22 protein-coding genes are annotated in these 24,488 nt (G+C 69.6%); 13 read left to right on the plus strand and 9 right to left on the minus strand.

The features are described 5' to 3' along the window. Both FL344_RS16475 and FL344_RS16480 read left to right on the plus strand, forming a co-directional pair. Positions 1-632: GlsB/YeaQ/YmgE family stress response membrane protein (locus tag FL344_RS16475; RefSeq protein ID WP_141619198.1), on the plus strand; the 632-nt coding region annotated here is incomplete at its 5' end. A 227-nt stretch (positions 633-859) separates the two neighbouring features. Continuing rightward, positions 860-1,540, plus strand: a complete 681-nt coding sequence (locus tag FL344_RS16480) for a hypothetical protein (RefSeq protein ID WP_228565102.1) — start codon at positions 860-862, stop codon at positions 1,538-1,540. On the opposite strand, the gene FL344_RS16485 is transcribed toward FL344_RS16480, so the two are convergent. Then, complete coding sequence (locus tag FL344_RS16485; RefSeq protein WP_141619200.1) at positions 1,537-3,066, minus strand: MBL fold metallo-hydrolase; 1,530 nt, start codon at positions 3,064-3,066, stop codon at positions 1,537-1,539. The two genes, FL344_RS16480 and FL344_RS16485, sit on opposite strands and share 4 nt — an antisense overlap. Further along, a complete protein-coding gene (locus FL344_RS16490) occupies positions 3,063-4,358 on the minus strand; it encodes an HD domain-containing protein (RefSeq protein WP_141619201.1) in 1,296 nt (431 codons plus the stop codon). Before FL344_RS16490 ends, FL344_RS16485 begins: the two co-directional genes overlap by 4 nt. A gap of 133 nt (positions 4,359-4,491) precedes the next feature. Here FL344_RS16490 and FL344_RS16495 point away from each other — a divergent pair, with 133 nt between their 5' ends. The 3 genes from FL344_RS16495 to FL344_RS16505 all read left to right on the plus strand — a co-directional run bounded on the left by FL344_RS16495 (position 4,492) and on the right by FL344_RS16505 (position 7,513). Further along, entirely contained in the window at positions 4,492-5,571 is a 1,080-nt protein-coding gene (locus tag FL344_RS16495; protein WP_141619242.1) for an ATP-grasp domain-containing protein, read from the plus strand. Continuing rightward, positions 5,483-5,950, plus strand: coding sequence for a GNAT family N-acetyltransferase (locus FL344_RS16500; protein ID WP_011555903.1), 468 nt, complete (start codon positions 5,483-5,485; stop codon positions 5,948-5,950). Before FL344_RS16495 ends, FL344_RS16500 begins: the two co-directional genes overlap by 89 nt. Before the next feature lie 63 nt (positions 5,951-6,013). After that, positions 6,014-7,513: a transglutaminase family protein gene (locus FL344_RS16505; protein WP_194863134.1), complete on the plus strand. Its 1,500-nt coding sequence runs from the start codon at positions 6,014-6,016 to the stop codon at positions 7,511-7,513. A 22-nt stretch (positions 7,514-7,535) separates the two neighbouring features. On the opposite strand, the gene FL344_RS16510 is transcribed toward FL344_RS16505, so the two are convergent. Then, a complete protein-coding gene (locus FL344_RS16510; RefSeq protein WP_141619203.1) occupies positions 7,536-9,626 on the minus strand; it encodes a thioredoxin domain-containing protein in 2,091 nt (696 codons plus the stop codon). A gap of 115 nt (positions 9,627-9,741) precedes the next feature. On the opposite strand from FL344_RS16510, the gene FL344_RS16515 reads away from it, so the two are divergent. Together FL344_RS16515 and FL344_RS16520 are read left to right on the plus strand one after the other, a co-directional pair. Then, the gene (locus FL344_RS16515; protein WP_141619204.1) at positions 9,742-11,109 is read left to right on the plus strand and encodes a glycosyltransferase family 39 protein; all 1,368 of its coding nucleotides are present in this window, start codon (positions 9,742-9,744) and stop codon (positions 11,107-11,109) included. Between the two features lie 178 nt (positions 11,110-11,287). Further along, positions 11,288-12,367 carry an aquaporin gene (locus tag FL344_RS16520; protein ID WP_141619205.1) on the plus strand — a complete coding sequence of 360 codons (1,080 nt, stop codon included), beginning with the start codon at positions 11,288-11,290 and terminating at the stop codon, positions 12,365-12,367. Here FL344_RS16520 and FL344_RS16525 read toward each other — a convergent pair. Genes FL344_RS16525 through FL344_RS16535 form a run of 3 tightly spaced genes read right to left on the minus strand, consistent with a single transcriptional unit; the run spans position 12,364 to position 14,947 of the window. Further along, positions 12,364-13,071 (minus strand): TenA family transcriptional regulator, encoded by a 708-nt coding sequence (locus FL344_RS16525; protein WP_141619206.1) that lies wholly within the window; start codon positions 13,069-13,071, stop codon positions 12,364-12,366. The two genes, FL344_RS16520 and FL344_RS16525, sit on opposite strands and share 4 nt — an antisense overlap. Then, complete coding sequence (locus FL344_RS16530) at positions 13,041-13,961, minus strand: GNAT family N-acetyltransferase (protein WP_141619207.1); 921 nt, start codon at positions 13,959-13,961, stop codon at positions 13,041-13,043. Before FL344_RS16530 ends, FL344_RS16525 begins: the two co-directional genes overlap by 31 nt. Beyond that, complete coding sequence (locus FL344_RS16535; RefSeq protein WP_141619208.1) at positions 13,958-14,947, minus strand: DUF3419 family protein; 990 nt, start codon at positions 14,945-14,947, stop codon at positions 13,958-13,960. The genes FL344_RS16530 and FL344_RS16535 overlap by 4 nt, the downstream gene beginning before the upstream one ends. Before the next feature lie 26 nt (positions 14,948-14,973). Here FL344_RS16535 and FL344_RS16540 point away from each other — a divergent pair, with 26 nt between their 5' ends. After that, positions 14,974-15,906, plus strand: coding sequence for a fatty acid desaturase (locus tag FL344_RS16540; protein ID WP_141619209.1), 933 nt, complete (start codon positions 14,974-14,976; stop codon positions 15,904-15,906). Then, the gene (locus FL344_RS16545) at positions 15,899-16,789 is read left to right on the plus strand and encodes a phosphatase PAP2 family protein (protein WP_141619210.1); all 891 of its coding nucleotides are present in this window, start codon (positions 15,899-15,901) and stop codon (positions 16,787-16,789) included. Before FL344_RS16540 ends, FL344_RS16545 begins: the two co-directional genes overlap by 8 nt. A 101-nt stretch (positions 16,790-16,890) precedes the next feature. Here the strand turns inward: FL344_RS16545 and FL344_RS16550 are convergent, their stop codons facing one another. After that, positions 16,891-18,156, minus strand: a complete 1,266-nt coding sequence (locus tag FL344_RS16550) for an MFS transporter (protein ID WP_228565104.1) — start codon at positions 18,154-18,156, stop codon at positions 16,891-16,893. Positions 18,157-18,588: 432 nt separating this feature from the next. Between FL344_RS16550 and FL344_RS16555 the strand changes: the two genes are divergently transcribed. Genes FL344_RS16555 through FL344_RS16565 form a run of 3 tightly spaced genes read left to right on the plus strand, consistent with a single transcriptional unit; the run spans position 18,589 to position 20,657 of the window. Continuing rightward, positions 18,589-19,197 carry a CAP domain-containing protein gene (locus FL344_RS16555; RefSeq protein WP_228565105.1) on the plus strand — a complete coding sequence of 203 codons (609 nt, stop codon included), beginning with the start codon at positions 18,589-18,591 and terminating at the stop codon, positions 19,195-19,197. A gap of 12 nt (positions 19,198-19,209) precedes the next feature. Then, complete coding sequence (locus FL344_RS16560; RefSeq protein ID WP_141590266.1) at positions 19,210-19,800, plus strand: DUF350 domain-containing protein; 591 nt, start codon at positions 19,210-19,212, stop codon at positions 19,798-19,800. After that, on the plus strand, positions 19,797-20,657 hold the full coding sequence (locus FL344_RS16565) for a hypothetical protein (protein ID WP_141619212.1): 861 nt from the start codon (positions 19,797-19,799) through the stop codon (positions 20,655-20,657). The genes FL344_RS16560 and FL344_RS16565 overlap by 4 nt, the downstream gene beginning before the upstream one ends. A gap of 12 nt (positions 20,658-20,669) precedes the next feature. On the opposite strand, the gene FL344_RS16570 is transcribed toward FL344_RS16565, so the two are convergent. Both FL344_RS16570 and FL344_RS16575 read right to left on the minus strand, forming a co-directional pair. After that, positions 20,670-21,437, minus strand: coding sequence for a tRNA(His) guanylyltransferase Thg1 family protein (locus tag FL344_RS16570; protein ID WP_141619213.1), 768 nt, complete (start codon positions 21,435-21,437; stop codon positions 20,670-20,672). Then, positions 21,427-21,897 carry an ATP-binding protein gene (locus FL344_RS16575; RefSeq protein ID WP_228565106.1) on the minus strand — a complete coding sequence of 157 codons (471 nt, stop codon included), beginning with the start codon at positions 21,895-21,897 and terminating at the stop codon, positions 21,427-21,429. The genes FL344_RS16570 and FL344_RS16575 overlap by 11 nt, the downstream gene beginning before the upstream one ends. Before the next feature lie 267 nt (positions 21,898-22,164). Here FL344_RS16575 and FL344_RS16580 point away from each other — a divergent pair, with 267 nt between their 5' ends. After that, on the plus strand, positions 22,165-24,471 hold the full coding sequence (locus FL344_RS16580; RefSeq protein ID WP_141619215.1) for a S8 family serine peptidase: 2,307 nt from the start codon (positions 22,165-22,167) through the stop codon (positions 24,469-24,471). The last annotated feature ends 17 nt before the right edge of the window (positions 24,472-24,488 follow it).

A 24,488-nucleotide genomic window follows, 5' to 3' on the forward strand; every position in this document is an offset into this window, starting at 1 on the left:
CCCTGGTTCCAGCCCCGGGCGGCTGGGACGCGCCGACGCGCCGCGACGACGACGCCGAGGACGACTCCCGCACGGGCCAGGAGACGGAGGGCACGACCTCCGTCAATGAACAGGCCCTTCCTGGCAGAGCCCACTCCCGCGCCACGGACCCCGTGCCACGGGTGGCCGTGGAGTTCCTGGGTGGCGCCGGTGGCGGCATCATCGCGGGCTCCCTGGGCCTCCTCACGGGCTTCTTCGTGGGTGCGTCCACGGTGGGCTGCGACGAGTGCAGCATCGTCGCGGGCGTCGGTGGATTGACGGGGGTCGTGGTGGGAATCCCGGCCGGGACCTGGCTGGGTGGAAAGCTCATGGGCGGCCGGGGCACCTTCCTCGCTACCGCGGGCGGCAGCCTCATCGGCTGGGGCGGCGCGCTGATCGGCTCCGCCCTGCTGGGCATCGGAGACAACGAACCCGGCGGCGCGGTGTTCCTGCTGCTGCTCCCCGTGGTGGGCGCCGTGGCGGGCTATGAGCTGTCATCGCCGGGGGAGGAACGCCCCGCGCTCACGCGCAAGGCCCCGAGCACGTTCCAGGTGGTCCCCGTCGCCGGGATGGGCGAACGCGGGCCTCGCCTGGGCCTCGCCGGGAGCTTCTGAGGCGAAGCACCCCAGGGCAGCTGCGCACCTCGGGAGCTCGCTGTTCGGAAATGTCGGGACTTTTCGCCGCGCCAAAGTCCCGACATTTCCGAACAGCGCCCCATGGAACTCGCCCCAGACCCGCGAAGCAGTCCTCCTGAGGCGCGCCGTCCGTTCAGCGCGAAACCCATCAGGGAGGCGATGGCATCCGTGCCCGCGCCGTGCTCTCACTCCGAGCACCAGCGCCCATGCACTCCCATCCGAACCGCCCCATCCTGCTGACGCTCCTGCTGCCCGCCCTCGCGCTCGCCCAGCCAATGGATGACGCGCCGCGGATGCCAGAGCCCGTGACGACCACGCAGCAGCGGCCCGCGGTGGGCCGTCCGTCACCGGCATCCAGGCCGCCGGCCTCTCCCCAGATGTATCCGTCCCAGGATGCACCGTTCCCGCTGGGCGCGCGCCTGGTGGGCGAAACGGTGGGCGGCGCGCTGATTGGCGCCTCTGGCCTCGCGGTGACCTTCCTCGGAGGCGTCCTCGTGTCGGACCAGGTGTCCTGCGGCTACAGCGAGTGCCGGTCCGGGAGGAACCTCAGCCTCATCAGCGCTTCGATTGGAATGGGGCTCGGCGCGGCGTCAGGCGTGTACCTTGGAGGCTCGCTGATGGATGCACGCGGCGGATTCCTGCCCACGCTGCTGAGCGGACTGGTGGGAACGGCCGCGCCATTGGCCGTCGTGGCGCTGTCGGACGAAGCGTCCTGGGCGGTCCTCACCGCCACCTTCGCCGTGCCCGTGGCGACGTCCATCCTCGCGTTCGAGCTGTCCCATGGCGCCTACGAGCGGCGACGCCAGCAGGAGCGCCCCGTGGTGCTGGTGCCCACGGTGAGCCTGGCCCCGGGGGGCGGGGCGATGGGGCTCGCCGGCCGCTTCTAGGCGCGGAAGTACTGGAGCGACTCCTCACGCACGAGGCCTTCCTCCACCAGCTTCTCCAGGGTGGCCAGCGCGCTGCGCTCCGCGAGGGGATGCAGCAGCGGCGGCGTGTCCGCGTAGGCCAGGGACACCACCTGCGCCAGCGTGGCGCCGTTGGGTGGCACGGACTGAAGGATGAGTGCCTCCCGCGCCGCCCGGTGGTCCAGGTACTCCTGGAGCTTCGCGGGCCCGTCCGGAATCGGTGAGCCGTGCGCCGGGTACAGCGTGCTCACGGGCCAGTCCCGCAGCCGCGCGAGCTGCGTCAGGTAGTCCCGCATGTGCCCCTCCGGCGGGTCGATGACGATGGTCCCCACACCGGCCACCATGTCCCCCACCACCGCCGAGCGGCTGCGCTCGTCCACGAGACACACGTGCCCCTGTGCATGCCCCGGCGTGTGCAGCACGCGCCAGCGCTGCGGCACCTCGCCCGCCAGCTCCAGCACGTCACCGTCCTCCAGCAGCCGCTCCACGGGGAAGTCCAGGCGGTCCGCCGTACGCGCGTGGCACCACAGCGGGATGCCCAAGCGTTCCTTCACCGCGCGCGCGCCGCCCACATGGTCACCGTGATGGTGGGTGAGCACCACCGCCACGGGCCGCAGCCCCTCCGCCTTCAGACCCGACACCAGTGACAGCAGCTTCGCGTACTGCTTCACGTCCGCGGCGCCCGGGTCCACGATGAGCAGCTCGCCGTTGCCCAGCACATACGCGTTGGTATGCGCGGCCGGCGGCAACGTGGGCGTCTCCAGCGCCACCACGCGCACGCCCTGCTGGAATTCGATGCGCTGCGAGACGTAACCCGGGCAGAACGGAGGCGACGCCAGGCGCGCCAGGACGTCGGACGCATCCGTGAAGGAGCCCAGCACCTGGAAGGCATGCACCGCGGGCGGGTGCAGCAGCGCCGTGCCATCTCCCCACCGCGCCAGGGCATCAGCGGGCGTCACCCAGGCGCCCTCCGCGAGCTCGCCGGGCCACCACTCCGCGCGCGCGTGGGCGGGCATCTCCACCAGGTAGAAGCGCGTATCGAAGCGCACGGGCAGCGCCGGCGGCGTCACCCACCGGCCCGCGGCCCGGAAGTCATCCGCGTGCAGCGACAACCCCTCCGCCTTCAACAGAGCGCCCCACCCCAGCGTCCCGTCCAGGAGCGCCTTGCGCAGCGACGCCACCTTCGCGGCGGATAGCGCCTCGGCGCCGTGGGCCACCAGCACGCCTGTCTCCTCGAAGAGCTCGCGCGCCGCGGCCGAGCGCAGCGCCGCCTCCTCTCCGCTGGCGCCCGCCACTGGCACGTCCGCGTCGGCCGCGTCCAGCTTGCCGCCGGGAAAGGCATAGAAGCCGCCCGCGAAGCGAAGCGCCTTGCCGCGCTTCACCCAGAAGACCTCCACGCCCTCCCCCGCGCGCCGGTACAGCAGCGCCACGGAAGAAGGGCGGGCCTCCACCGGACTGTGGGGCAGCAGGTCCAGGCCCAGGCCCAGACTGGGAAGACGCTCGCTCATGACTCCACCGCCTGGCCGAGTACCCGGCCCATCAACGCATGTGCCTTGTCCGCCTGGTCTGGCCGGACGTACAGCCGGACGAGCCGCACCGCTCCACTGTAGCGTTGATACAGCGGCGTGTAGCGCGCCACCTCGGTCAGCCGGCCGGTGGAGGCGTCGATGATGTACAGGCTCGGCCCTCGGCCAGATGGCCCGGAGGTGTACTTGCTGAGCACGTTCTGGGACTCGACGACGTAGTGGTCGAACTTGTGGGACACCAGCGCGCTGCGTAGCACGTCCAGGTCGTAGCCCGTGTCCCGCTCCGTGAACTGCGCCAGCAGCTTGTAGCCCTGCCGCTGGCTGATGCGCTGGGCCCACGGATTCTTGGAGCGGCGCAGCGTGTACCAGAGCGCCGAATCATCACAGAGCAGGAACTCTTCCGGATCCGAAGGAATCTCGAACTCGCCGGGCGACTCCTCGTAGTAGCGCCGCAGCATGTAGTCGAAGTTCACGGAGGTGTGGTGCAGGTACACCGACACGAACATGTGGTAGCGGCTGAGGAGGAAGTCCTCGAAGGCGAAGGCCGCCGCCCGGCTGAGGGCGAGGTAGGCCCGCCCGTCCTTCATCGCGGGATTGAGGTTGCTGACAATCCAATCCATGTCGTACCGGCCATAGTTGACGCCTGTGTAGAAGGAGTCGCGCAGCAGGTAGTCCATGCGGTCCGCGTCCAGCTCGCCGGAGACGATGGCGCGTAGCAGCGGCGTCCAGTCCACGCCCTGGTGCGTGAAGCCCGGGTCCTTCGGTGGCTTCGCGCCCGACACCAGCGCCACCGCCGCCATGGGCGTAATCCCCATGCCGCCGAAGTGCTTCTCGATGATGGGCGTCAGCGAGCTGTCGAGGAGGATTTTCGCCGTGTAGTCCTCGTGCGTGGCCAGCTCACCCTCCGCGGTGCCGTCCAGCCAGGATGGCAGGCGCAGGAGCGAGCGCTTCGGGGCGATGCGCTCCGAGGCATGCGACAGCGGCATGTGCCCCAGGTCATGGCAGAGGACCGCCAGACGCACCGCCGCGCAGAAGCGCTCCCGCACGTCCTCCGGCAGCGACGAGCGGGCGGCCACCGCGCCGAACACGCGCGAGGCGACATGCATGGCGCCCAGGGAATGGATGTGGCGCGTGTGCGTGGCCCCGGGAAAGGCCAGGTCCCCGAAGCCAAGCTGTCGGACATACCGCAGCCGCTGGTAGTGCCGGCTGTCGATGACGGCCTTCTCGGGGTCGCTGACCGAGATGGTGCCGTGGATGGGGTCACGGATGCGCATGATTCCCTTTCCATACTCCTGGATACCCCCTCGGGAGGCATCAAACGTACCGCGAACCTTTCCGGGGGGCAGCCGGCCTCACGTGCGGACTGTGATGGAGGCAGGGGACGTGGTAACCCTTCCGCACCACCGAATGCACATCATCCTGCTGCACAACCGCGACCACGACCTCCTCGAGGACGACCCTGGGCGGGAGGCCCGGGAGGATGTGGTCCGTGTCGTCTCCGCCATGGCGGATGCCCTCAACCGGGGCGACACCCTGGCCGAACCGCTCGCCATCGAAGGTGACCGGCTCGACTTCATGGACACCCTGCGCCGGTGCCAGCCGGACCTGGTCGTCAACCTCTGCGAGTCGTTGGCGGCCGACAGCCGGGGCGAGATGGCCATCCCCTGCCTGCTGGACGCGCTGGGGCTGGCCTACACGGGCTCGAGCGCGCTGTCCCTGGGGCTGGCGCTGCACAAGCCCAAGGCGAAGGAAGTCCTCACCGCGCGCGGCGTGTCCACGCCGCCCTTCCACGTGGTGGAGCGCCTGGAGGATGCATTGGCGGTGGACCTGCCCTGGCCGCTCATCGTCAAGCCCGCGCGGGAAGACGCCAGCATGGGCGTGACGTCGGAATCCGTGGTGCACGAGCGCGCCGCGCTGGTCCGCGCCTGTGACGCGGTGCTCCGTGAGTTTCATCAGCCGGCCCTGGTGGAGCAGTTCATCCCTGGGCGGGAAATCTATGTGCCGCTGCTCGGCAACCGGCCGCGCCAGGCGCTGCCCCTGACGGAAATCGTCTTCGGCCGTACGTTCGAGGACAGACCCAACATCGTCTCCTACAACGCCAAGTGGGAGGCGGCGTCGGCGGAGTACCGGGACACCACCAGCGGATTGTGCCGGCTGGACGCGAACCTGGAGTCCCGTTGCGTGCAGGTCGCGCTGGAAGCCTTTGCAGCACTGGACTGTCAGGACTATGGACGGGTCGACCTTCGGGTATCCCCAGAGGGCGTGCCCTACGTCATCGACATCAACCCCAACTGCGACCTTCATCCGAGCGCGGGGTTCGCCAAGGCCGCCCTGGCCGCCGGAATGGACTATCCGGCCCTGGCGTCCCGGCTCGTGGAGGTCGCGCTCGAGAGAGCACATGGACATCCGTCCCATCGAAGAAAAGGATCGGGCGCCAATCGCCGCCCTGATTCGAAAGATCGAAACCTTCTCGCCGCAGGAGGTTGAGGTCGCCATCGAGCTGGCGAACACCACGCTCACGCCGGGCAACACGGACTACGCCATCATCGTCGCGGACCGCGACGGCGAGCTCGTGGGCTACATCTGCTACGGCCCCACGCCGATGACGGAGGACACCTACGACCTGTACTGGATTGCGTCCGCACCGGAAGTTCGCGGTCAAGGCGTAGGCGCGGCGCTGGTGTCCGCCATGGAGGGCGACCTGCGCCGCCGCAACGGACGCCTCATCCGCGTGGAGACGAGCGCCACCGAGGCCTACGGCCCCACGCGCGGCTTCTACGCCTCCATGAAGTACGGCGAGGAGGCCCGCATCCGGGACTTCTACAAGGTGGGGGACGACCTCATCATCCTCACCAAGCGGCTGTAATCCCCACGCCGCGAGGCCGGGCGGGTGAAGACAACGGCCCCTTCACTCGTTAGAAGGGGCACGATGACTCGCACGCACCGACCGACCTTGCTGGCCCTCGTGCCCCTGTGTGCCCTGCTGGTGGGCGCACCGTCCGCGCTCGCGAGGGCGCCCGCCCCGGCGGCCAAGGCCACTGCCACACTGGCTCCCGTCTCCGACGTGGTGAAGGCCGCCCGGCCCAAGGGCGGCGAGTACTTCGGCCTGTACCTCATGGACAAGAAGGTCGGCTGGCTCTTCACCGACCTGGAAGTCCTGCCGGGCCAGCCCGCGCGGGTGAAGACGACCAACCAGCTCGTCTTCAAGGCCATGGTGGGCTCGCGCGTGTCGGAGCGCATGCATGACGAGGAGCGCATCTACGAGGCGAAGCCCGGTGGGCGCCTGCTGTCCTTCGTCGTGAAGCAGACCGGTGACGGCGGCACGCAGACGCTGGTGGGCACGGCCACCTCGGACGGCTTCCAGGTGGTGCGCAAGCGCCCGGGCCGCCCCGACGAGACGCTGCCCAAGCGGCCTCCGACGAAGGAGCGGGTGGAGGACGCCGACCCGCCGCGCGTGGCGCTGCTGCGCAAGGCGAAGGTGACGGGCTTCTCGTTGGATGGAATGGACCTGGAGTCCTACGGTCTCTCCACCACCGTGGAGCCCGAGGAGCAGCGGACCATCAACGGCGTGCAGGTGAAGCTGGGCAAGGCCATCACCGTGTCGGAGAAGGAGAAGGTCCCCGTCGTTTCGTACATCACCCAGCGCGGGGAGATGGTGCTGGTGGACTACGGCACGACGATGCAGGCCCGGAAGGAGACGGAGGCCGTCGCGAAGCGGCTGGACCTGGTGGAAGTCTTCGGCCTCACCCGCGTGGTGCTGCCCAAGCCGCTGCCCGAGTCCGCGCGCACCGTGCCCGGCCACGTCACGCTGGTGGTGCAGGGCCTGCCCGCGAAGTTCCAGGAGCAGACGTACCGCCAGCAGTTCAAGCCGCAGCCGGACGGCAGCGTGGAGGTGACGCTGTCCGCCGTCGCGCCCAAGACGCGCAAGCCCCTGCCGCTGAAGGACCCGGAGGGCGGGGAGAACCTCAAGTCCACGCTCATGGTGGAGAGCGACGCGCCGGCCATCCGCGAGCTGGCGAAGCAGCTCGTGGGGACGGAGAAGGACGCGTACCGCATCGCCCAGAAGGTGAACACCTGGGTGTACACCAACCTGGAGAAGGACTACGGCGCCAGCGCGGACCGGGCCACGGACGTGCTGAGCCAGAAGAAGGGCGACTGCACGGAGCACTCGCTCCTGTCCGTGGCGCTGCTGCGCGCGGCGGGCGTGCCCGCCCGCCGCGTGGACGGCGTCATCTACATGGTGAACCAGGACGGCGTGCCCGCCCTCTACTGGCACGAATGGGTGGAGGCCTTCGTGGGCGAGTGGACCCAGTTGGACCCCACCTTCAACCAGGTGGTGGCGGACGCCACGCACTTCGCCTTCGGCAAGGAAGGCAACGCCGAAATCACGCCGCTCATCGGCGCGCTGAAGGTGACGGCCGTCAAGTGACGCAGGCCGTGCCGGCCCCTGCTCAGGGGCCGGTGAGCGCCGCCAACCGCTGGGCCAACACGTCCGGCTCGGTGACGGGCAGCTCGCAGACGAAGCCCCGGCACAGGTAGGCGGCGGCCCGTCCCTTCACGGGCTCACGTCCTTCGAAAGTCCCTTGCAGCAACGCGGGCACGGGCTGCCCTGGCGCCTTCCAGGCCAGCGCCACCGTGGGCGCGAAGGCACGGTCCATGGCGGCCCGCAGCGGCGCCACGTCGTCGGGCGCGCCCGCGACGGTGACGGACGCCGCGCCCTCCAGCAGCGCATCCGCCGCCAGGCCCAGGTAGCCGTAGCCCATGGTGTTTCGCACGAGCCCGTCGTGCATCCGCGCCACGTAGCGCTCCGGCAACTCCAGGTGCCGCTTGTCACCCGTGAGCGCCGCCAGCTCCACCTGCGCCTCCGTCAGCGTGGAGGCGCCGGACGGGAAGGCGTTGTCGAAGAGGCCATACGTCGCCACCACCAGGTCCTTCTGTCCCCGGGGCGCGGTGAGGTACGCCGCCTTCTCCGCGTCCCAGAAGAGGTCCACGGCCTGGCGCACCAACGCGTCCGCCGCCTCCAGGTACTTCACGTCGAAGGTGGCCTGGTAGAGCGCGGTGAGGCCCGAGGCCAGGTCACCGTAGTCCTCCAGGAAGCCGTCGATGCGCACCTGTCCCTCCTGGTACGAGCGCGCCAGCCGCGTCCCGTCCCACGCCTTTTCCAGCACGAAGTCCGCGGCGTCCGCCGCCCACTTCGCCCACTCCGGCCGGCCGAAGACACGCGATGCCAACGCGAGCCCGCGAATCATGAGCCCGTTCCATCCCGACAGCAGCTTGTCGTCCCGGCCCGGCTTCACCCGCCGCTCCCGCGCGTCGAAGAGCGTCTGCTTCGCCGCGGCCAGCTCGCGCTCCACGGCGTCTTCGGAGACGCCGCGCTCCCGCGCCAGCTCCGACACGGGCACCACCACCTCCAGCACCGTCGCGCCATGCTCGAAGTTGCCGCCGGGCTTGATTCCGAAGTGACGCAGCACCAGCTCCGCCTGCGCTTCCGGCAAGGCCGCGCGGACCTCCTCTGGGCGCCAGACGAAGAACTTCCCCTCCTCGCCCTCGCTGTCCGCGTCCTGCGCCGCGTAGAAGCCGCCGCCCGCGTCGGTCATCTCGCGGCGCACGTAGGCCACCGTCTCCTCCACCACCTTGCGCCACAGCGGGCGCGGCTCCACCTGCTGCGCCTGCGCGTAGAGGTGCAGGAGCTGCGCGTTGTCGTAGAGCATCTTCTCGAAGTGGGGCACCAGCCAGCGCGCGTCCACCGAGTACCGGTGGAAGCCGCCTCCCAACTGGTCATAGATGCCGCCCAGGGCCATGCGCTCCAACGTCAGGAACACCGCGTCCTTCAACGGCGCGCCCCCGCCTCTTCGCCACGCGCGCAGCATCAGCGCGAAGTTCATCGGGTTGGGGAACTTGGGCGCGCCGCCGAAGCCCCCGTGGACCGCGTCCACCTGCTTCGCCATGCGCTGGCCCATGCCCACCACGTCCGCCGCCGTCAGCACCGCGGGCGCGGCCTCCAGCCCGTAGGTGGCCAGCTCTCCGAGCCCCTCCTCGAACTGGGCCGACTGCCGCTGCACCTCGTCCTGCTTGTTCTCCCACGCGTCCCGCAGCGCCATCAGCAACCGGGGGAAGCCCGGGCGGCCATAGCGGTCCTGCGGCGGGAAATAGGTGCCGCCGTAGAAGGGCTTCAGGTCTGGCGTGAGGAACACCGTGAGCGGCCAGCCGCCGCCCTGTCCCATGAGCTGCACCACGCCTTGATAAATCTGGTCCAGGTCTGGCCGCTCCTCGCGGTCCACCTTGATGTTGATGAAGCCCTCGTTCATCAGCCGGGCCGTCTCGGGTGACTCGAACGACTCGTGCGCCATGACGTGGCACCAGTGACAGGCGGAGTAGCCCACGGACAGCAGGATGGGCTTGTTCTCCGCCTTCGCCTTCGCGAGCGCCTCTTCCCCCCAGGGGAACCAGTCCACGGGGTTGTGTGCGTGTTGGCGCAGATACGGAGAGGGTTCCCGGGCCAGACGGTTGGAAGTGTCAGCTGACGGAGGGGGCGTGGCCATCGGGACTCCAGGAAGAGGAATGCCTGTCGAGATACGAACCCGCGCGAGGGCGGGCAAGCCGAAAGCACTGGAGGGATGGTGGTCAACAGAGGGGCGGACGGAGTAGGTCGCCGCCGTGTCTCCGCCGTCTCCCGCCTCGACGGGCCTCAGTCTGAAGACCTGCGTGGCGCTGCTCGGCGTGGCGATGGCGGCGCGGCTCGCCCTGGTGCTGGGCACGGACGTCTACTTCGACACCGCCTATTACTGGCAATGGGCCCGCCAGCTCGACTGGGGCTATTTCGACCATCCACCGTTGGTGGCCTGGCACATCGCCCTGCTGGGCATCGAGGGCACGGCGATGCTGTGCGGCGTGGGGACGGTGGCCGCGGTGTGGCGGCTGGCGCGCGACGTCCATGGCGACGCGGCGACGGCCTGGCGGGCGGCGGCGCTGTGGAGCGTCGTCCCCGCGGGCGCGGTGGCCGGCGTGTGGCCCACGCCCGACTCGCCCCTGCTCCTGTTCTGGACGCTGGCCCTGTGGGCCCTGTGGCGGGAGCGATGGGTCCTGGCGGGACTGGCCGGAGGGTGCGCCCTGCTGTCGAAGTACCCGGCCGTGCTGCTGGGCGTGGCGTTCCTCATCGCCACGGTGCGAGCGCGGCGCATGCCCTGGGGCGCGTGGCGCACGGCGACGCTGGCGGGCGCCTTCTTCGCGCCGGTGGTGTTCTGGAACGCGGGCCATGACTGGGTGGGCTTCGCCTTCCAGCTCAGCCATGGCCTGGGCCGCGACTGGCGCAGCGGTTGGAGCACCTTCGGCGAGTTCCTCGCGGGTCAGCTCGCCCTCGGAGGCCCCGTGCTCTTTCCCCTCGCGCTGGTGTACGGCGTGCGCGGTCCGCGCGAGCACTTCCTGCTGCGCATGGCGGCCTGCGTCCCCCTGCTCTTCTTCGGCTACGCGTCGCTGCGCACCCGAGGCGAGGCCAACTGGCCGTCCGCGGCGTACCTCGCGGCCTGCGTGGGCGTGGCGGGCATGCGGCCCGTCTGGCAGCGCGCGGCGGCGTTCAGCGGGCTGGCGGTGGTGCTGGTGGTGGGCTCGCACCTGCTCTTCCCCGTGCTCCACTTCCGCCGGGACAGGACGCTGTGGCGGACGCACGGCTGGAGCGTGCTGCGCGAGCTGGCCACGCCGCAGCGGTTGTTCCCGGAGCTGACGCCCGACAACGTGGCCGCTGTCTACGCGCCCAACTACCAACTGGCGTCCCAGGTAGCCTACTACGCGCGGCGACTCACGAAGACGGGGGCACCGGCCCGCTTCAGCCAGTATGACCTCTGGGCCGACCCGGCCGTGATGCCCGGGCAGGACGTGCTGTGGGTGAGCGAAGGCGGAGCGCAGCCCCCCGAGGCGCTGACCTCTCGCTTCACCACGGTGGAAGGCCCCGTGGAGCTCTTCGGTGACTTTCGTGGGCGGCGGTTGCACACCTTCCAGGTGTGGCGGCTGCGAGCGCGCAAGCCCTGAGCGGCGACAACGGGCGCAGCGCCTCCACGTCTGGTGAACCGGCCTTGTTCACCGACGGGCAGTCTGGCCCCCTGCCTTTGACGGTGCCACGGGTGAGCCCTAGGTTTCCGGTTCCAGGTGCGGTGGAGGAGCCGATCTCCCAGGGGCCCGCGGACCTGCTTCCAGGAGGGGCTTCGCCGTGACGCACGCATTCCAGTCCCCTGCCGCGCCGGATGACGTGGCCCGGATGAACCGCTCCCGGCGGCTCGTGGTGGAGGCCCTGGGCTGCGGACTGCTCGTGGTCGCGCTGGAAGGCGCCCACCACGGCGCCGAGCACCTGGGCGTGAGCGCCACGGATGGACGCCTCTTCATGTCCCTGGCGGCGGGCGCGGTGCTGGCATGTCTGGCCTACGTGCTTCAACCGCTCACGGGGGCGCACTTCAATCCCGCGCTCACCTTCGCGGATGCGCTCGAAGACGGCACACCGTGGCGCGACGTGCCGCTGTACGTGCTGGCGCAGGTGGGCGGCGCCGTCGCGGGCCGGTGGGTGGCCCACGTCATGTGTCATGAGCCGGTGCTCGTCGGCGCGAGTGAGCCCACGGCCAGCCTGGCGCAGTTCGTCACGGAGCTGGTGTCCACCTTCGGCTTGCTCGTCATGGTGCGCGGCTGCGTGCGGAATCGCCCTACCGCGATTCCGCTGGTCGTCGCCGGCTATCTGGCCGCCACCGTCTGGTTCACCGACTCCCGGGCCCTGGCGAACCCAGCGCTCATCCTCGCCCGGGCGTTCAGCACCCGCCCCAGTGCCATGCACTCCATGGACGTGGAGTCCATCATCGCCGCGCAACTGCTGGGCGCCGCGCTCGCGGTGCTGCTCTTCCGCTGGTTGCAGCGGACGCCGCGAATGAAGCAGGCCCGCGTCTGGTCCATCGTCTTCGAATGCTCGCGGCCAGAGGTCGCGCAGCAGGCCGTGGGCATCTTCAACCACCTGGCCTCGCCCCAGCGCGCGCGGGCCACGACGCAATGGCGCGCTGGTGATGACACGGACCTGCCGCCGCTCATCGTCCGGCTGGTGCTCGCGGGAGAACCCTCCGAGCCATCACACCCTGACGGTGTCTCCTGGCAGTTGCGGGTCCCAGCCGACGCGGTGGCCACCGAGGAGCCCCGGCTCCGCACGGAGCTCCGAGCCCCCATCCGCCAACTCCTCCGAAACCGGGGCTGGCTGCGGCTCCATGCCGTCGGAGACGCGGCGCGGGAAGGCCCCAGTGGGCCGCGGCCCTAACCCAGCCGGCGGTGACGCGCCCGGAACAGCGCGTCGTACAGCCTCAGGAAGAGGTGCCCGCCCAACGCCAGGCCCTGCTCAATCTCGGCGGCCCCCGCGTCCGTCTCGTAGGGTGCATCCAACTGCCGGTAGAAGCCTTCCGCGTGCTCCTCGTCGAGGTCCGCGTGCGTGGGGTAGTGCACCACCTCGCCGTGCTGGAGCCAGCCCCGCGCGACGATGCCGCGGCCCAGGTCCAGGGAGATGCCACTGAACAGGTCCTCGATGATGCCGAACACGGCGAGCCCCGTGAGCGGCCCCTCGAACGCGGCGATGCCGGTGAGCGCGACGTTGAAGGCACGCACCTCTGGCCAGGTCACATGTCGCTCCACGCGAGCTGTCTCAACGCCCAGGCGCGAGAGGAGCAGGTGGAACGTGCGCTCGTGGCCGTGAGCCAACGTGCCGCGTCCGTGCTCGTCGAAGATGTTCTCCACCAGCGGCAGCCGCTGGTGGGGCTGAGGCAGCCGGCTGGCGAGCATCGCCATGGGCCTGGAGAAGTGCGCCACCGCGGAGGAGAACTGGAGCTGCGTTTCGACGAAGTCCTCCCGCGCGAAGGTGCCGTCTCTCAGCGCGCGCAGGTAGGGCGCATCCAATGCGTTCCACTCCGCCTTGAGCCCGGCGATGTGCTGACGCAGCTTCAGATTTCGGATGAGGGAAGGTGCACCCATGCTGGCGCTCTGACAGGAAAGGAGAGGTCGAGAGAATAGACGGTGCACACCGAATCAGGAGCGATGCCCGCCTCTCGCAGCCAGTGGACGTGGTCCTCCAGCCGCTCGTCGATGCTGAAGCAGGCGAGCGCCTCCTCCCCGAGCGCCGCCAGCTCCACACCGCAGGTACGAAGGTACTCGCCCCAGCCGTGCGTCCAGGCTTCGGGTGGCGCCGACAGGTGGACCAGGGGCCACGGGCGACCCGTGGACAACCGCTGAAGGTCCTTGGCCCCCGCCGTGGTGCACCACCCCGCCCCCTCCAGCGCCCTGGCGGGCGCGGGCCCCAGGCGGAGCCCTGCTTCCGTGGGGCGCGGGGGTGCACTCCGCGTCTCCAACGCCTGAAGCCGAGCGGGCGGCACGAAGTAGAGCGCGAGCTGGCTCGTGGGGCGCCCCATGCGCAGCGGATTCCACCCACGGGCGATGCGCATCACGTCGCCCCGGGCGCCGCGCATGGCCGCGCCGTAGAGGAAACGAATCCGGCGCAGCGGGGGGATGAGGAAGAGGTGCTTGAGTCCCTGAAGCAGGAGCTTCGTGGAGAGCCCGGAGCCCCGCGCGTGCTTCGCCAGCTTGAGGTCGCAGATGTAGAGCGCGTCCACCTTCCGCGTCCCGTGCCACACCGGACGCAAGACCCCCGTCACGGAGCCGAGCAAGTCGTCGCCACGGAGCGCCAGCAGGAAGTACGCCTCGCCCATGGAGGAGAAGAACGGGTGGTAGCCGGGCCCATGGTCGGTGAAGAAGTGGTCGGCCCCATCCGCGAGTGGATAGAGGATTTCACGCTCCAGCAGGCGCAGCCGCTCGACATAGGGCCCGAGCGAGTCGGGCCGGGCAACGATGAAGCGCACGTCACTCATGGGCTGTCTGGCACGCGGAAGCCGACCTCGATGCGCTCGTAGAACAGGCTCCTGTCCCTGGCAAGCAGCTCCGCGCCGAGCGCGTCATCGAACTCGAAGGCGGGCTGGAAGAAGCGGCGAAGGTCCCGGCGGTTGTTGAGCTGACGGATGAGGACGGCGCAACCGGGCCGCGCCTCACGCGCGAGCAACCCCGCCCACTCCGCCACCAGCGCGTCCTCCGACCAGTCGAAGATGTTGGAGAGCGAGATGACGTCGAAGCGGTCCAGGCGCGGCACATCCGGCAACGAGCCCTGGACGAGCGTCAGCGCCAGCGGGCCTTCGGCCCGGAGATACTCGGGGGCATCCTCACGCAAGTACCTGCCGAGCAGCACGTGCTGGAGGAAGGGATTTCGAGGCGCATCCTCGCGCTGGAGCCCGCGTTCGAAGACCGCCTGGAAATAGCCAGGATACGAGCCGGGCTCGGCATGCTGGGTCGCGGCGGGCCCGAACATGGTGTTCAGCAGCGGCGCCGCCAGGGCCAGCTCGAAGGCCACGGGCCAGTAGGGCGAAGCGAACCAGCGGGCACAGTCCTCCCGGCGTTGTGAGGCCGTGGTGGCTGGCGCGAAGAAGGCGGCGAGTTCGTGCGCGGGCGCGACGAACTCCTCGATGAACCGGCGGAGCGTGCGAAAGAGCCCCTCGAATTCGCCGCGCTGATTCAGGGCCGTGGTGTCCTCCTCTTCCACGCTGTAGCGCGCCAGCGGAAGGCGGCCGAGCCCCTCCGCCTTCTCCCGGACATGCGCGAGCTGACGCGGGTTGAAATCGAAGCCCACCAGCTCGAGCGCAGGATGGCGCCGCGCCAGGGTGAGGAGCGTGCAGCCTCCCGAGGCCACCGCGAGCACGGCCCGCGCCCGCGTGCGTTCGACGAGCGCCAACTCCAGCGCGGCGTCCTCCCGGACAACGGCGAACTTCAAGCGAAGGGGCGGCGTCGAAACCAGGCCAGGTTCCATGGCATGGTTCTACCCCGGAACTTCCCATGCCGCTCGCGACAGAATCCCTCACCCCTTCGCAGTTGCGTGAATTGGAGCAGGTCGATGCGCGGCACGTTCCGCGGCTCGCCGTGTTCCTCATGCTCTACCTGGGCGCGGCGGCGCTGTCCGTGGTGCTCGCGGCGCGGGACGCGGCCTGGACAGTCTGGCTCGCTCGCGCCCCGCTGTACCTCATCGCCGCGGCGTCGTTGCATGGCATCAGCCTGTTCACCCACGAGGCCGTCCACGGTGGCCTCGCGCGGCGGCCCTGGTTGAACCGGCTGGGTGGCATCGCCTGCGCGCTCCCGGTGTTGCAGAACTACGCGGCCTACAAGGTGCTGCACCTGAAGCACCATGCCGACCTGGGCGGAGGGAAGGACCCGGACCATTACGCCAACTACACGGGTCGGCGGTGGTTGGAGTTGTTGATGCATGTGGGCCGGCTGCTGCTCGGTTATCCCGCCTACATCACGATGATTCCCATCCTGGGGTGGCGACAGGGAACGGCCGCCGAGCGCCGATGGGTGCTGTTCGAAGTGGCGCTGGCCGTCGCGGGCCTGACGGCCGCGGTCATCTTCATCCCCGGACAGGTGCTGCTCCATGCCTGGGCGATTCCGATGCTCCTCCTCAACACCCTGGTCAACGTCCGGGGCATGAGTCAGCACACCTTCCTGCCAGAGAGCACGCACCCGGTCCGAGGCTCCCGGACCATCCTGTCGAACCCGGTGACGCGCTTCTTCATGTGCAACGAGAACTACCACCTGGAGCACCACCTGTATCCCCGCGTGCCCTGGTACAACCTGCCCGCGCTGCACCGGACGCTGCGCGCGGACCTCGTCGCGCAGGGAGCCCCCTTCATCCCGTCCTACTTCTCGTTCGTGCGCGGCGTCCTCTCCGGTTCGTTCATCCGAGGGGCGAAACCCGCCACGCCCGATGCCTGAGCGGCTGTACCCGCACGAAGTCCTGCTGGCGGCGTTCGGCATCGCCCTCTCGACGGCGCTGGTGTTCGTCGCGGGAGTCTCCGCGGCAGCCACCGTGCAAGCAGTTGGCGGCACGGTGCTGTTCATGGCCAGCGTGGTGCTGCTGGCGCGACTGAACGCAGTGGCTCATGTCTTCCGGGCACGGCTGCTGCTCGCCTACCTCGCGACGTTCTTCTTCTATGCCTCCGTGAAGCAGGCCGTCCCCGCGCTGGGGCTCGTGACGCGTGACGCCTGGCTCCTGTCCGCTGACGTGTTCCTGTTCGGCATCACCCCGGCCGCCTGGCTCCAGCGGTGGAGCACGCCCTGGGTCAACGAGTTCTTCAGCGCCAGCTATCTGGCGTTCCACGGATACCTGCACCTCGCCATGGCCTGGGCGCTGGTGGGGCCGCGTGCGCGGGCGGAGCGCTTCTTCATCGACGTCTTCTCCGCCTATGTCCCGGGCATCGCCGGCTACTACCTGATGCCCGCCATCGGCCCCGTGGCCGCCTGGCCGGAGCTGTTCACCCTCCCCATCGAGGGCGGCTGGTTCACGCAACTGAATGCCGCCGTGGTGGCGAGCGGTTCGTCCACCTACGACCTCTTCCCCAGCCTGCACACGTACATCACGCTGGTGCTGCTCGAACACGACCGGCGCCAGCACCCGTGGCGATTCCGGCTGATGGTGCCCGTCGCCGTGGCCATCCTTATGTCCACGCTGGTGCTGCGTTATCACTATGCCGTGGACCTGCTGGCGGGCGCCGTGTGGTTCATGGTGTTTCGCGCCTGCTTCCCCCGGCTTCAGGCCCGCTGGGAGGCGCGGACGGCGCTATCGAAGCGCGCAGCGCCGGCGGTAGGCATCGGGTGACAGTCCGGTGCGCGCCTTGCGGCAGGAATGGACCGTGGTCATCTACCGGGGCAACCCGGTGGGGCTGGCGTTCGTGAAAGGCAAGCGCCGCGTCTGAGGCGTCAATCCGGTTCGCGCGTTGCGGCGCTTGTCCGCAGCGCGCCCGGAAGCCGCCACGCCACCACGACGGTCGCGAGCATTCCCCCCGCCCCCACCACCAGCAGCGTCACTGGCGCGGACGTCGCGTCCAGCAACAATCCTCCCGCGACGTAGGACAGCCCCGCCGCCACACCAATGGCGCCGTAGAAGTTGCCGAACACCCGCCCCCGCATCCCAGCCGGAACCCAGCGCTGGATGAGCGTGTGGCTGGCCACATCCATGGCGGCGATGCCCACACCGCGCACGGCCTGCATCGCGAACGCCGCGGAGACGGCCCAGGCCAGGCCGGTCAGCAGGTTGCCCAGGCTGCTCACGGCGAAGCCCAGCACCAGCATCACCGGCATCGCCGCCACCGCGCCCAGCCGCGCCATCAGCGCGTAGCCCGCGACCAGACCCAGCCCCACCGCGCCCAGCAGCAACCCCACCGCCGAGTCCCCTGCCTGGAAGGTGTCCTTCGCGAGCAACACCAGCGCCACGTCATCCACGCCGTTGAAGGCCACCACGGCGCAGAAGCCCAACGCGACGACGCGGGCCACCCGCGCCCGCCAGAGGTAGACGAGCCCATCCCGTGCCTGCTGGAACAACGACACGGGCGGCGCGGCGCCGTCATGCGCGGGCGGCACGGACGGCAGCGCCACCAACAAGCCCGCGGACAGGAAGAAGGACGCCGCGTCCACCAGCAGCACGCCCTGGAGCCCCACGAGCGGAAACATCGCCGCCGCGAGCAACGGCCCCAACGCTTCGGCGGCCTGCGTCCCGAAGCCCACGCTGGCGTTGGCGGCCTCCAGGTCCTCGCTCCGCACCAACGCGGGCACCACCGCCCGGGAGGCGGGCTGGAACACCTGTCCGGCAATCGCTCGCGCGGCGACCAGCGCCAGCAGCACCGGCAGTGGCGGCATCGTGAGCGCGATGAGCACCAGCAGCGCGCCCTGGAGCAGCTCGCAGGCAATCATCACTCGCTTGAGGTCGAACCGATCACTGATGGCCCCGGTGAGCGGCCCCAGCAAGGCGGGTGCGAAGTCCCCCACGAGCAGCAACAGGGAGACAGCCAGCGCCTGCCCCGTCTGCTCCGCGACGTACAGCATGAGCGCCACCAGGCTGAGCGCATCACCCGTGAAGGAGAGGACTCGCGCGCCCCACAAGGCCCGGAACGCCGGGTGGTGACGCAGCAACGGCAGGGCCCCTGTCCCGCGCTCGCTGGTGTTTGAATCACTCGCTGGAGCCGACATGCGCCGCGCGTCTCCATCCTTCCGGAATCAGGCGCTGACACCGTAGAGGAGACGCGTGGCGGGCTTCAATTCCCCAGCCGCGGACAGACGGGCATCCGGCCCGGTTCGCCGTGGTGGGGCAGCGCAGCGCGGACACCCACGGCACCCTCACCAAACTGGTGCGCCCAGGCAGCGTCCGGCTCATGTACACCGAGATGGAAGTTCTTCGTCCCGACCGCTGCACATTCCATGGCGTGGGAATTGTCCCGGATGAAGAGACTGTGCCCACCACGGAAGACTTCGCGACGGGCAGAGACGCAGCGCTTTTGAAGGCCATCGACGTGCACCAGACACACGAGCAGGCGCTCGCCGGAGAGAGTGCGGACAGCGCCTTTCGGTGCGGGCGTGTGAAGCGAGAGGATGGCGCTCCACACCCCGTGGAAAGGAGCAGTCATGAACTCACGTTTTCTTGCTGTCGCTGTCCTGGGTGCCGCGATGTTCACCGGCTGTGGTGAGCCGGAGACCACCCCTGAGACGCCCGCTGGAGAAGGCGTTGTCATCCCGCCAGTGGAGACGCAGGAAGGGTCCGCCACTGTCACCGCCGCCGCGTACTGCGACGACGTGACGACGTGGAATTCGGCGTGGACGGCCCTGGAAGACCAGGTGCTCGTGCTCGTCAACGAGCGCCGTGCCGCTGGGGCCGTCTGTGGCGGCGTGGCCAAGCCGCCCGCGCCCGCGCTCAGCAACAACCCCCAGTTGCGGTGTGCGGCGCGCAAGCACTCCAAGGACATGGGCACCAACAACTTCATGAGCCACACGGGCTCGGACGGCTCCACGCCCTGGCAGCGGATGAACTGGGCGGGCTACACGTACCGCAACGCCGCGGAGAACATCGCGGCCGGCTACTCCACGGCCCTGGCCGTGGTGAATGGCTGGATGACCAGCACCGGGCACTGCAACAACATCATGAACCCGGCGCTGCTGGAGATTGGCGTCGGCTACTTCAACGCGCCGAGCAGCACGTACCGGCACTACTGGACGCAGACCTTCGGCCGGCAGTAACACCGGGCTAGAATGCGAGGCCGGGCGCTCATCCAGGGCGCCCGGCTCGCCTCGCTCGTCATGGACTTCCTCCTGCTATTCGTCGGTCTCATCAAGGTGGTGTTCGGCGGCCTCGTCGCCGCGCTGGGCATCTGGCTCGCGCTGCGTGGACTGAGCCGCATCCTCGGCACCAACCCCGCGGAGGAGCTGCGCCAGGGCAACGTTGCCGCCTGCCTCGTCCACGCCGCCAGCCTGGTGTCGCTGGGCCTGCTGGTGCAGCACGCGGTGCAGGCCACGTCGGACGCGCTGGACCTCACCGTGCAGAATCCGCCCCTGCATCTGCTGGTCGTGGGCCGGCTGGTCGCGGTGGCCGTCCTGCACGTGGGGCTGTCACTGGGCGTGGGCGTCACGGTGCTCGGCACGGGCGTGCTGCTGTTCGACCGGATGACGCCGGGCATCGACGAGCTGGCGGAAGTGCGCAAGGGCAACGTCGCGGCGGCGCTCATCCTCTCCGCCATCCTGCTGGTGCTGGCGCTACTGACCGCCCCGGGCCTCCAGGCGGCGCTCAACGGGCTCATCCCCTTCCCCCAGCTCCCTGAAGGGACGCTGCGCGCGCCCGCGTGAAGACGTTCTTCAAGTGGATGCTCGGCGTGGTGGGCCTCGCCAGCTGCTTCTGCTGCTGCGGCCTGGGCACGCTGGGCCATCTGGCGGGCATGGACATCGCGCCACCAGAGCCCGGCCATCCCAGAGGCGCCCGCGCGATGGATTTGGGACTGGTGCTGCTCCCGCCGGGCACCTCACCGCAGCGGGCTCGTGATTACGACTGGCGAGCGGACAGCATCCAGCCCCCCGAGCACCACGTCTCCTACGGCCTGGGGACGGCGCTGGCCCAGACGCTGGCGGATGAACACGCGGCGCTGGGCCGCCGGCTGCACTACCGCTCACTGGGCAGGGAGCGCTTCTCGTTCAACGCACCGCCCGGCTGTAGCGCCGACATGCGCTGCATTTACGAGGAATTGATGCGCACCAACGCCGAGCCCGTGCGGAGGCTGGGTGACACCTTCGTCGCCTCCATCCGCGAGCGGAGGCTGGATGCCGCGCAGGCCACGCAGCTCATCCTCGGCTTCGTGCAGAGCATCGACTACGAACTGCCGGAGGACGAGGCCTTCGGCATCGTCCCGCCGGCGCTGGTCCCCGCCGAGAATCGCGGCGACTGCGACTCCAAGGCGGTGCTCGCGGTGATGCTGCTCCGGCAGGCGGGAGTCGACGCGGTGGTGCTGTACTCCGACCCGCTGTCCCACGCGGCGGTGGGCGTGGGGCTGCCCGGCAAGGGCACGGCGCTGCGCTACGCCGGGCGCAGCTACCAGTACGCGGAGGTCACCGCCCAGGGCTGGCCGCTGGGCATGATTCCGCCCCAATACGACAAGCCCCGGCTGTGGAAGGTGCTGCCCCTCAACGGCGGCCCGGACACCGCGGGCTGACGCCCCTGGGCATCAGTCCGCCTCGGCCCCGGGCGCCGCGAGCAGGCCCCGCACCAGGTGCTCGTAGGCCTCCTTCATCGGCAGCTCGGAGTCGACCTTGAGCCGCCGCCGGAGTGTCTGGGTCCGCCGGCCATCCCGTGGGTCCACGCCCTCCTTCTGGTACGCCTCCCACCACACCCCGCTTCCACGCCGTTGCCACAGGGGCACGTCGTTGAAGTTGATGCCTCGCTGGAAGAGCAGCTCGTTCTTGTAACTCACGGGCTTGCCGTCCAGCTCACGGGTGGCCTGCGCCGCGCTCCGGCCCTCCTTGCGCAGCGTCCAGTAGCACCAGCCATGCAGCGAACACCGGCTGCCGTCCGCCTGTCGCCAGAGGAAGTAGTCCAGCACCGCGCGCTCCGAGGCGCCCAGCCATGCGCGGCCGTCGAACACCGCCGGGACACCCGCGGCGTGCGTGAAGGTGGCGCTGGCCAGGCCCGCCGCCAGCGACACCGCCTTCTCGACGGAGCGGTCGAAGAGCGCCCAGTCCGGCCGGAAGAGCACGGAGATTTCGTCGCTCTGCGTGTACGCGTAGACGCCTTGGAGTTCCTCCAGCATCACGCTGGCGGTGCGCACCATGAACTGGTGGAACACCGGGTCGAAGGGCTTCTCGTAGCGGGCCTCGGTGAAGCGCGAGAAGCCCCGCCCATCCACGCGCAGCACCACCCAGGCGCCCGGCAGCATGCGCTGACCGTGGAACACCTCGCCCTGCCTTGCTCGCGCCGCCAGTTCATCAGGGTCCATCGGGTTCCTCCATCCAGGGTTGGACGCGAATGCCACCGTCGGCGTCCAGCGTCACGTAGAACAGTGCGTCGAAGCCCTCCTCCAGCCGGGGCCGCTCGAGCTGCTTCACGGTGGCACGCAACGCCACCTCCGGCACCCGGGCACGCCCTTCACGCAAGGCATTGCGCGCCAGGCAGTCCTCCAGCTTCGACGCGAAGTAATAGCCAATGATTCGGGCCTGGTACTCGCGCCCCAGGGCGATGAGTGGCGCGCGCACGTCAGCGGAGGAATTGGTGTTGTCCACCACCACCGGCCGGCCCGCGGCCAGGGCCTCGGCGATGTAGCGGCGCTGGCGGGCCTCCTTGCGAACGGCGTGAGGCCACAGGTCCTTGCTGACGTGCACGTGCGTCGCAGCGAAACGCTGCCGGTAGAGGCTGCTCTTGCCCGAGCCCTGCAGGCCTACAAAGAGAACCAGGTCCATGACGTGCGGCTCCGGACGCCTCCGCATGAGAGGGCCTGACAGCGACGGTCCCCAGCCATAACGCTGCCACGCGAAAAAGACAGTCAACCCGACGCATCTGTCGCGTCCACAGTGTCATCCAAACGTCACGAATGCCTGTCATTCCAATGGATTCCCAGACTTGGGCATGCATTGACACACTCGCCTTAAGCAGACTAACAAGCACATCTCTTTTTTCGAGGATTCAAGCGTCGTGCAGCACGGAAGTCCCTCTCAAGGAGACCCGCCATGCGTATGCCGTCCTCGTTGTCCCCGCTGTCCCTCCTGGCCCTCGGTTGGGGCTTGTCCGCGCCAATCACGGCGCTTGCCGCGAACACGCCAGACCTGCGCCCCGGCATCATCCGGAGCACCGCGGCGCTGGGCCCCGCCCGGGTCCTCACCGGCGCCGAGGTCGAGAAGGCGCGCCTCGCCACGGGCATCGACCGCGCGGCGAGCGGCACGTATGCCCTTGCCACGGGCGCCGGGCATGTCTTCCACCGGACGGCCCAGCCCATCCATGCATTGAAGACGCTCGACGTGCCGCGTGCGTCGGTGCAGCTCCATACCTGGCAGGAAGAGACGGCGGACGGCCGCCGCCAGGACTTCTTCGCCTACAGCCAGGGCGGCGTGGCGTTGCTGGGCCGCGTGCAGCCGACCGAGTACCTGGTGCGGCTGGAGCACGCGCGCTTCGACCCGCTGAAGGGCGCACAGCCCCTGGTCGCGGGCGTGCTCACCGCGGATGCCAGCAACACCCTGCACCTGGTGCAATTCCACGCCACGCCCCTGCCGGAGTACCGCGACGCCATCAAGGCCGCGGGGGGCAAGGTGCTGCGCTTCCTCACGGACCACACCTTCCTGGTGGAGATGAACGCCAGCACGCACAAGCGCGTTGCCGGGCTGCCCTATGTCCGCTGGGTGGGCGCGTACCATCCGGAGTACCGGGTAGAAGGCGTGCTGCGCGAGTCCCTCCAGGGCCGCGCGCTGAAGCTGGAGCCACAGCGCTACTCCATCATGGTGGGCGAGCGCGGCGCGGCGCGACAGGGCGAGGTCGCCTCGCTGGTCCGCACGCTGGGCGGCACGGTGGAACTCATCGAAGCGGGCGGCCTGCGCGTGGAGGCCACCCTCACCCAGTCCCAGTTGGAGCGGCTGATTCGCTCCAACGCCGTGCAGTACGTCGACCGCTGGGGCGGTCCGGGTGAGCTCGACAACAACAACGTCCGCCAGGTGGGCGGCGCGACCTACCTCGAAGGCCTGGAGGGCTTCAGCGGACAGGGCGTCCGCGGCGAAATCTTCGACACGGAGCTGCGCACCACGCACCAGGAGTGGGCGACGCCTCCCCTCATCCACAGCACGTCCACCACGGGCAGCTTTCACGGTACCGCCTGCTACAGCATCAACTTCGCCCGGGGCGTGGACGGGAACGCGCGCGGCCTGGTCCCCTCCGGACAGGGCATCTTCTATCGCTACAACGAGTCCTCCCAGTTCGGCGGCGCCAAGTCTCGCTATGACATCAACCGGGAGCTCATCGACCCGGCCGGGCCGTACCGCGCCGTGTTCCAGACGTCCAGCGTGGGCAGCGCGCAGGTGACGAGCTACACCACCATCTCGGCGGAGGTGGATGACTACCTGTTCCAGTACCCCATTCTCAGCACGCAGTCACAGAGCAACACCGGCAACCAGAACTCGCGGCCACAGGCGTGGGCGAAGAACATCGTGTCCGTGGGTGGCATGTACCACTACGACGACGCTGACCGCGGGAATGACCGGTGGAACGGCGGCGCCAGCGTGGGCCCGGCGGCGGACGGCCGCCTCAAGCCGGACCTGTCGTACTACTACGACCTCATCCGCTCCGCGTCGAACACCAGTAACACGTCCTACACCAACTTCGGCGGCACCAGCGCGGCCACGCCGCAGACGGCGGGACACTTCGGCCTGCTGTTCCAGATGTGGCACGAGGGCGTCTGGGCGGGCTTCGGCGGTGGCGTGGATGTCTTCGCCAGCCGTCCGAAGATGGCCACGGCGAAGGCGCTGATGATCAACATGGCGCACCGCTACAACTGGCTCGCGGGTGGCTCCAACGGCGACCTGACGCGCGCGCGGCAGGGCTGGGGTACCGCGGACGTGCGGCGCCTGTATGACCGCGCCGCCGTGACGAGCATCATCAACGAGACGGACACACTGCTCCCGCTCGGCACGAACACGTACAACGTCACCGTGGCTCCCGGGGAGACGGAGCTCAACGTCACCATGGTCTACACCGACCCCGCCGGCACGGTGGGCGCGGCACACGCCCGCATCAACGACCTGTCGCTGCGCGTGACGTCCCCCGCCGGTGTCGTCTACTGGGGCAACAACGGCCTGACGGCGAGCAACGTCTCCGCGGCGGGCGGCGTGTCGAACAAGGTGGATACGGTGGAGAACGTGTTCCTCACCAACCCCGCTGCCGGCACGTGGACCGTGGAGGTGATTGGTGACGAAATCATCGAGGACACGAATCTGGCGACGCGCGTGCTGGACGCGACCTACGCGCTGGTCGTGAGCGGCGGCAAGATTTAGCAGGCCAGGGTTGAGCT

Origin of the sequence: Myxococcus sp. AB036A, from assembly GCF_006547355.1 — a bacterium.
GTDB classification, from domain to species: domain Bacteria; phylum Myxococcota; class Myxococcia; order Myxococcales; family Myxococcaceae; genus Myxococcus; species Myxococcus virescens.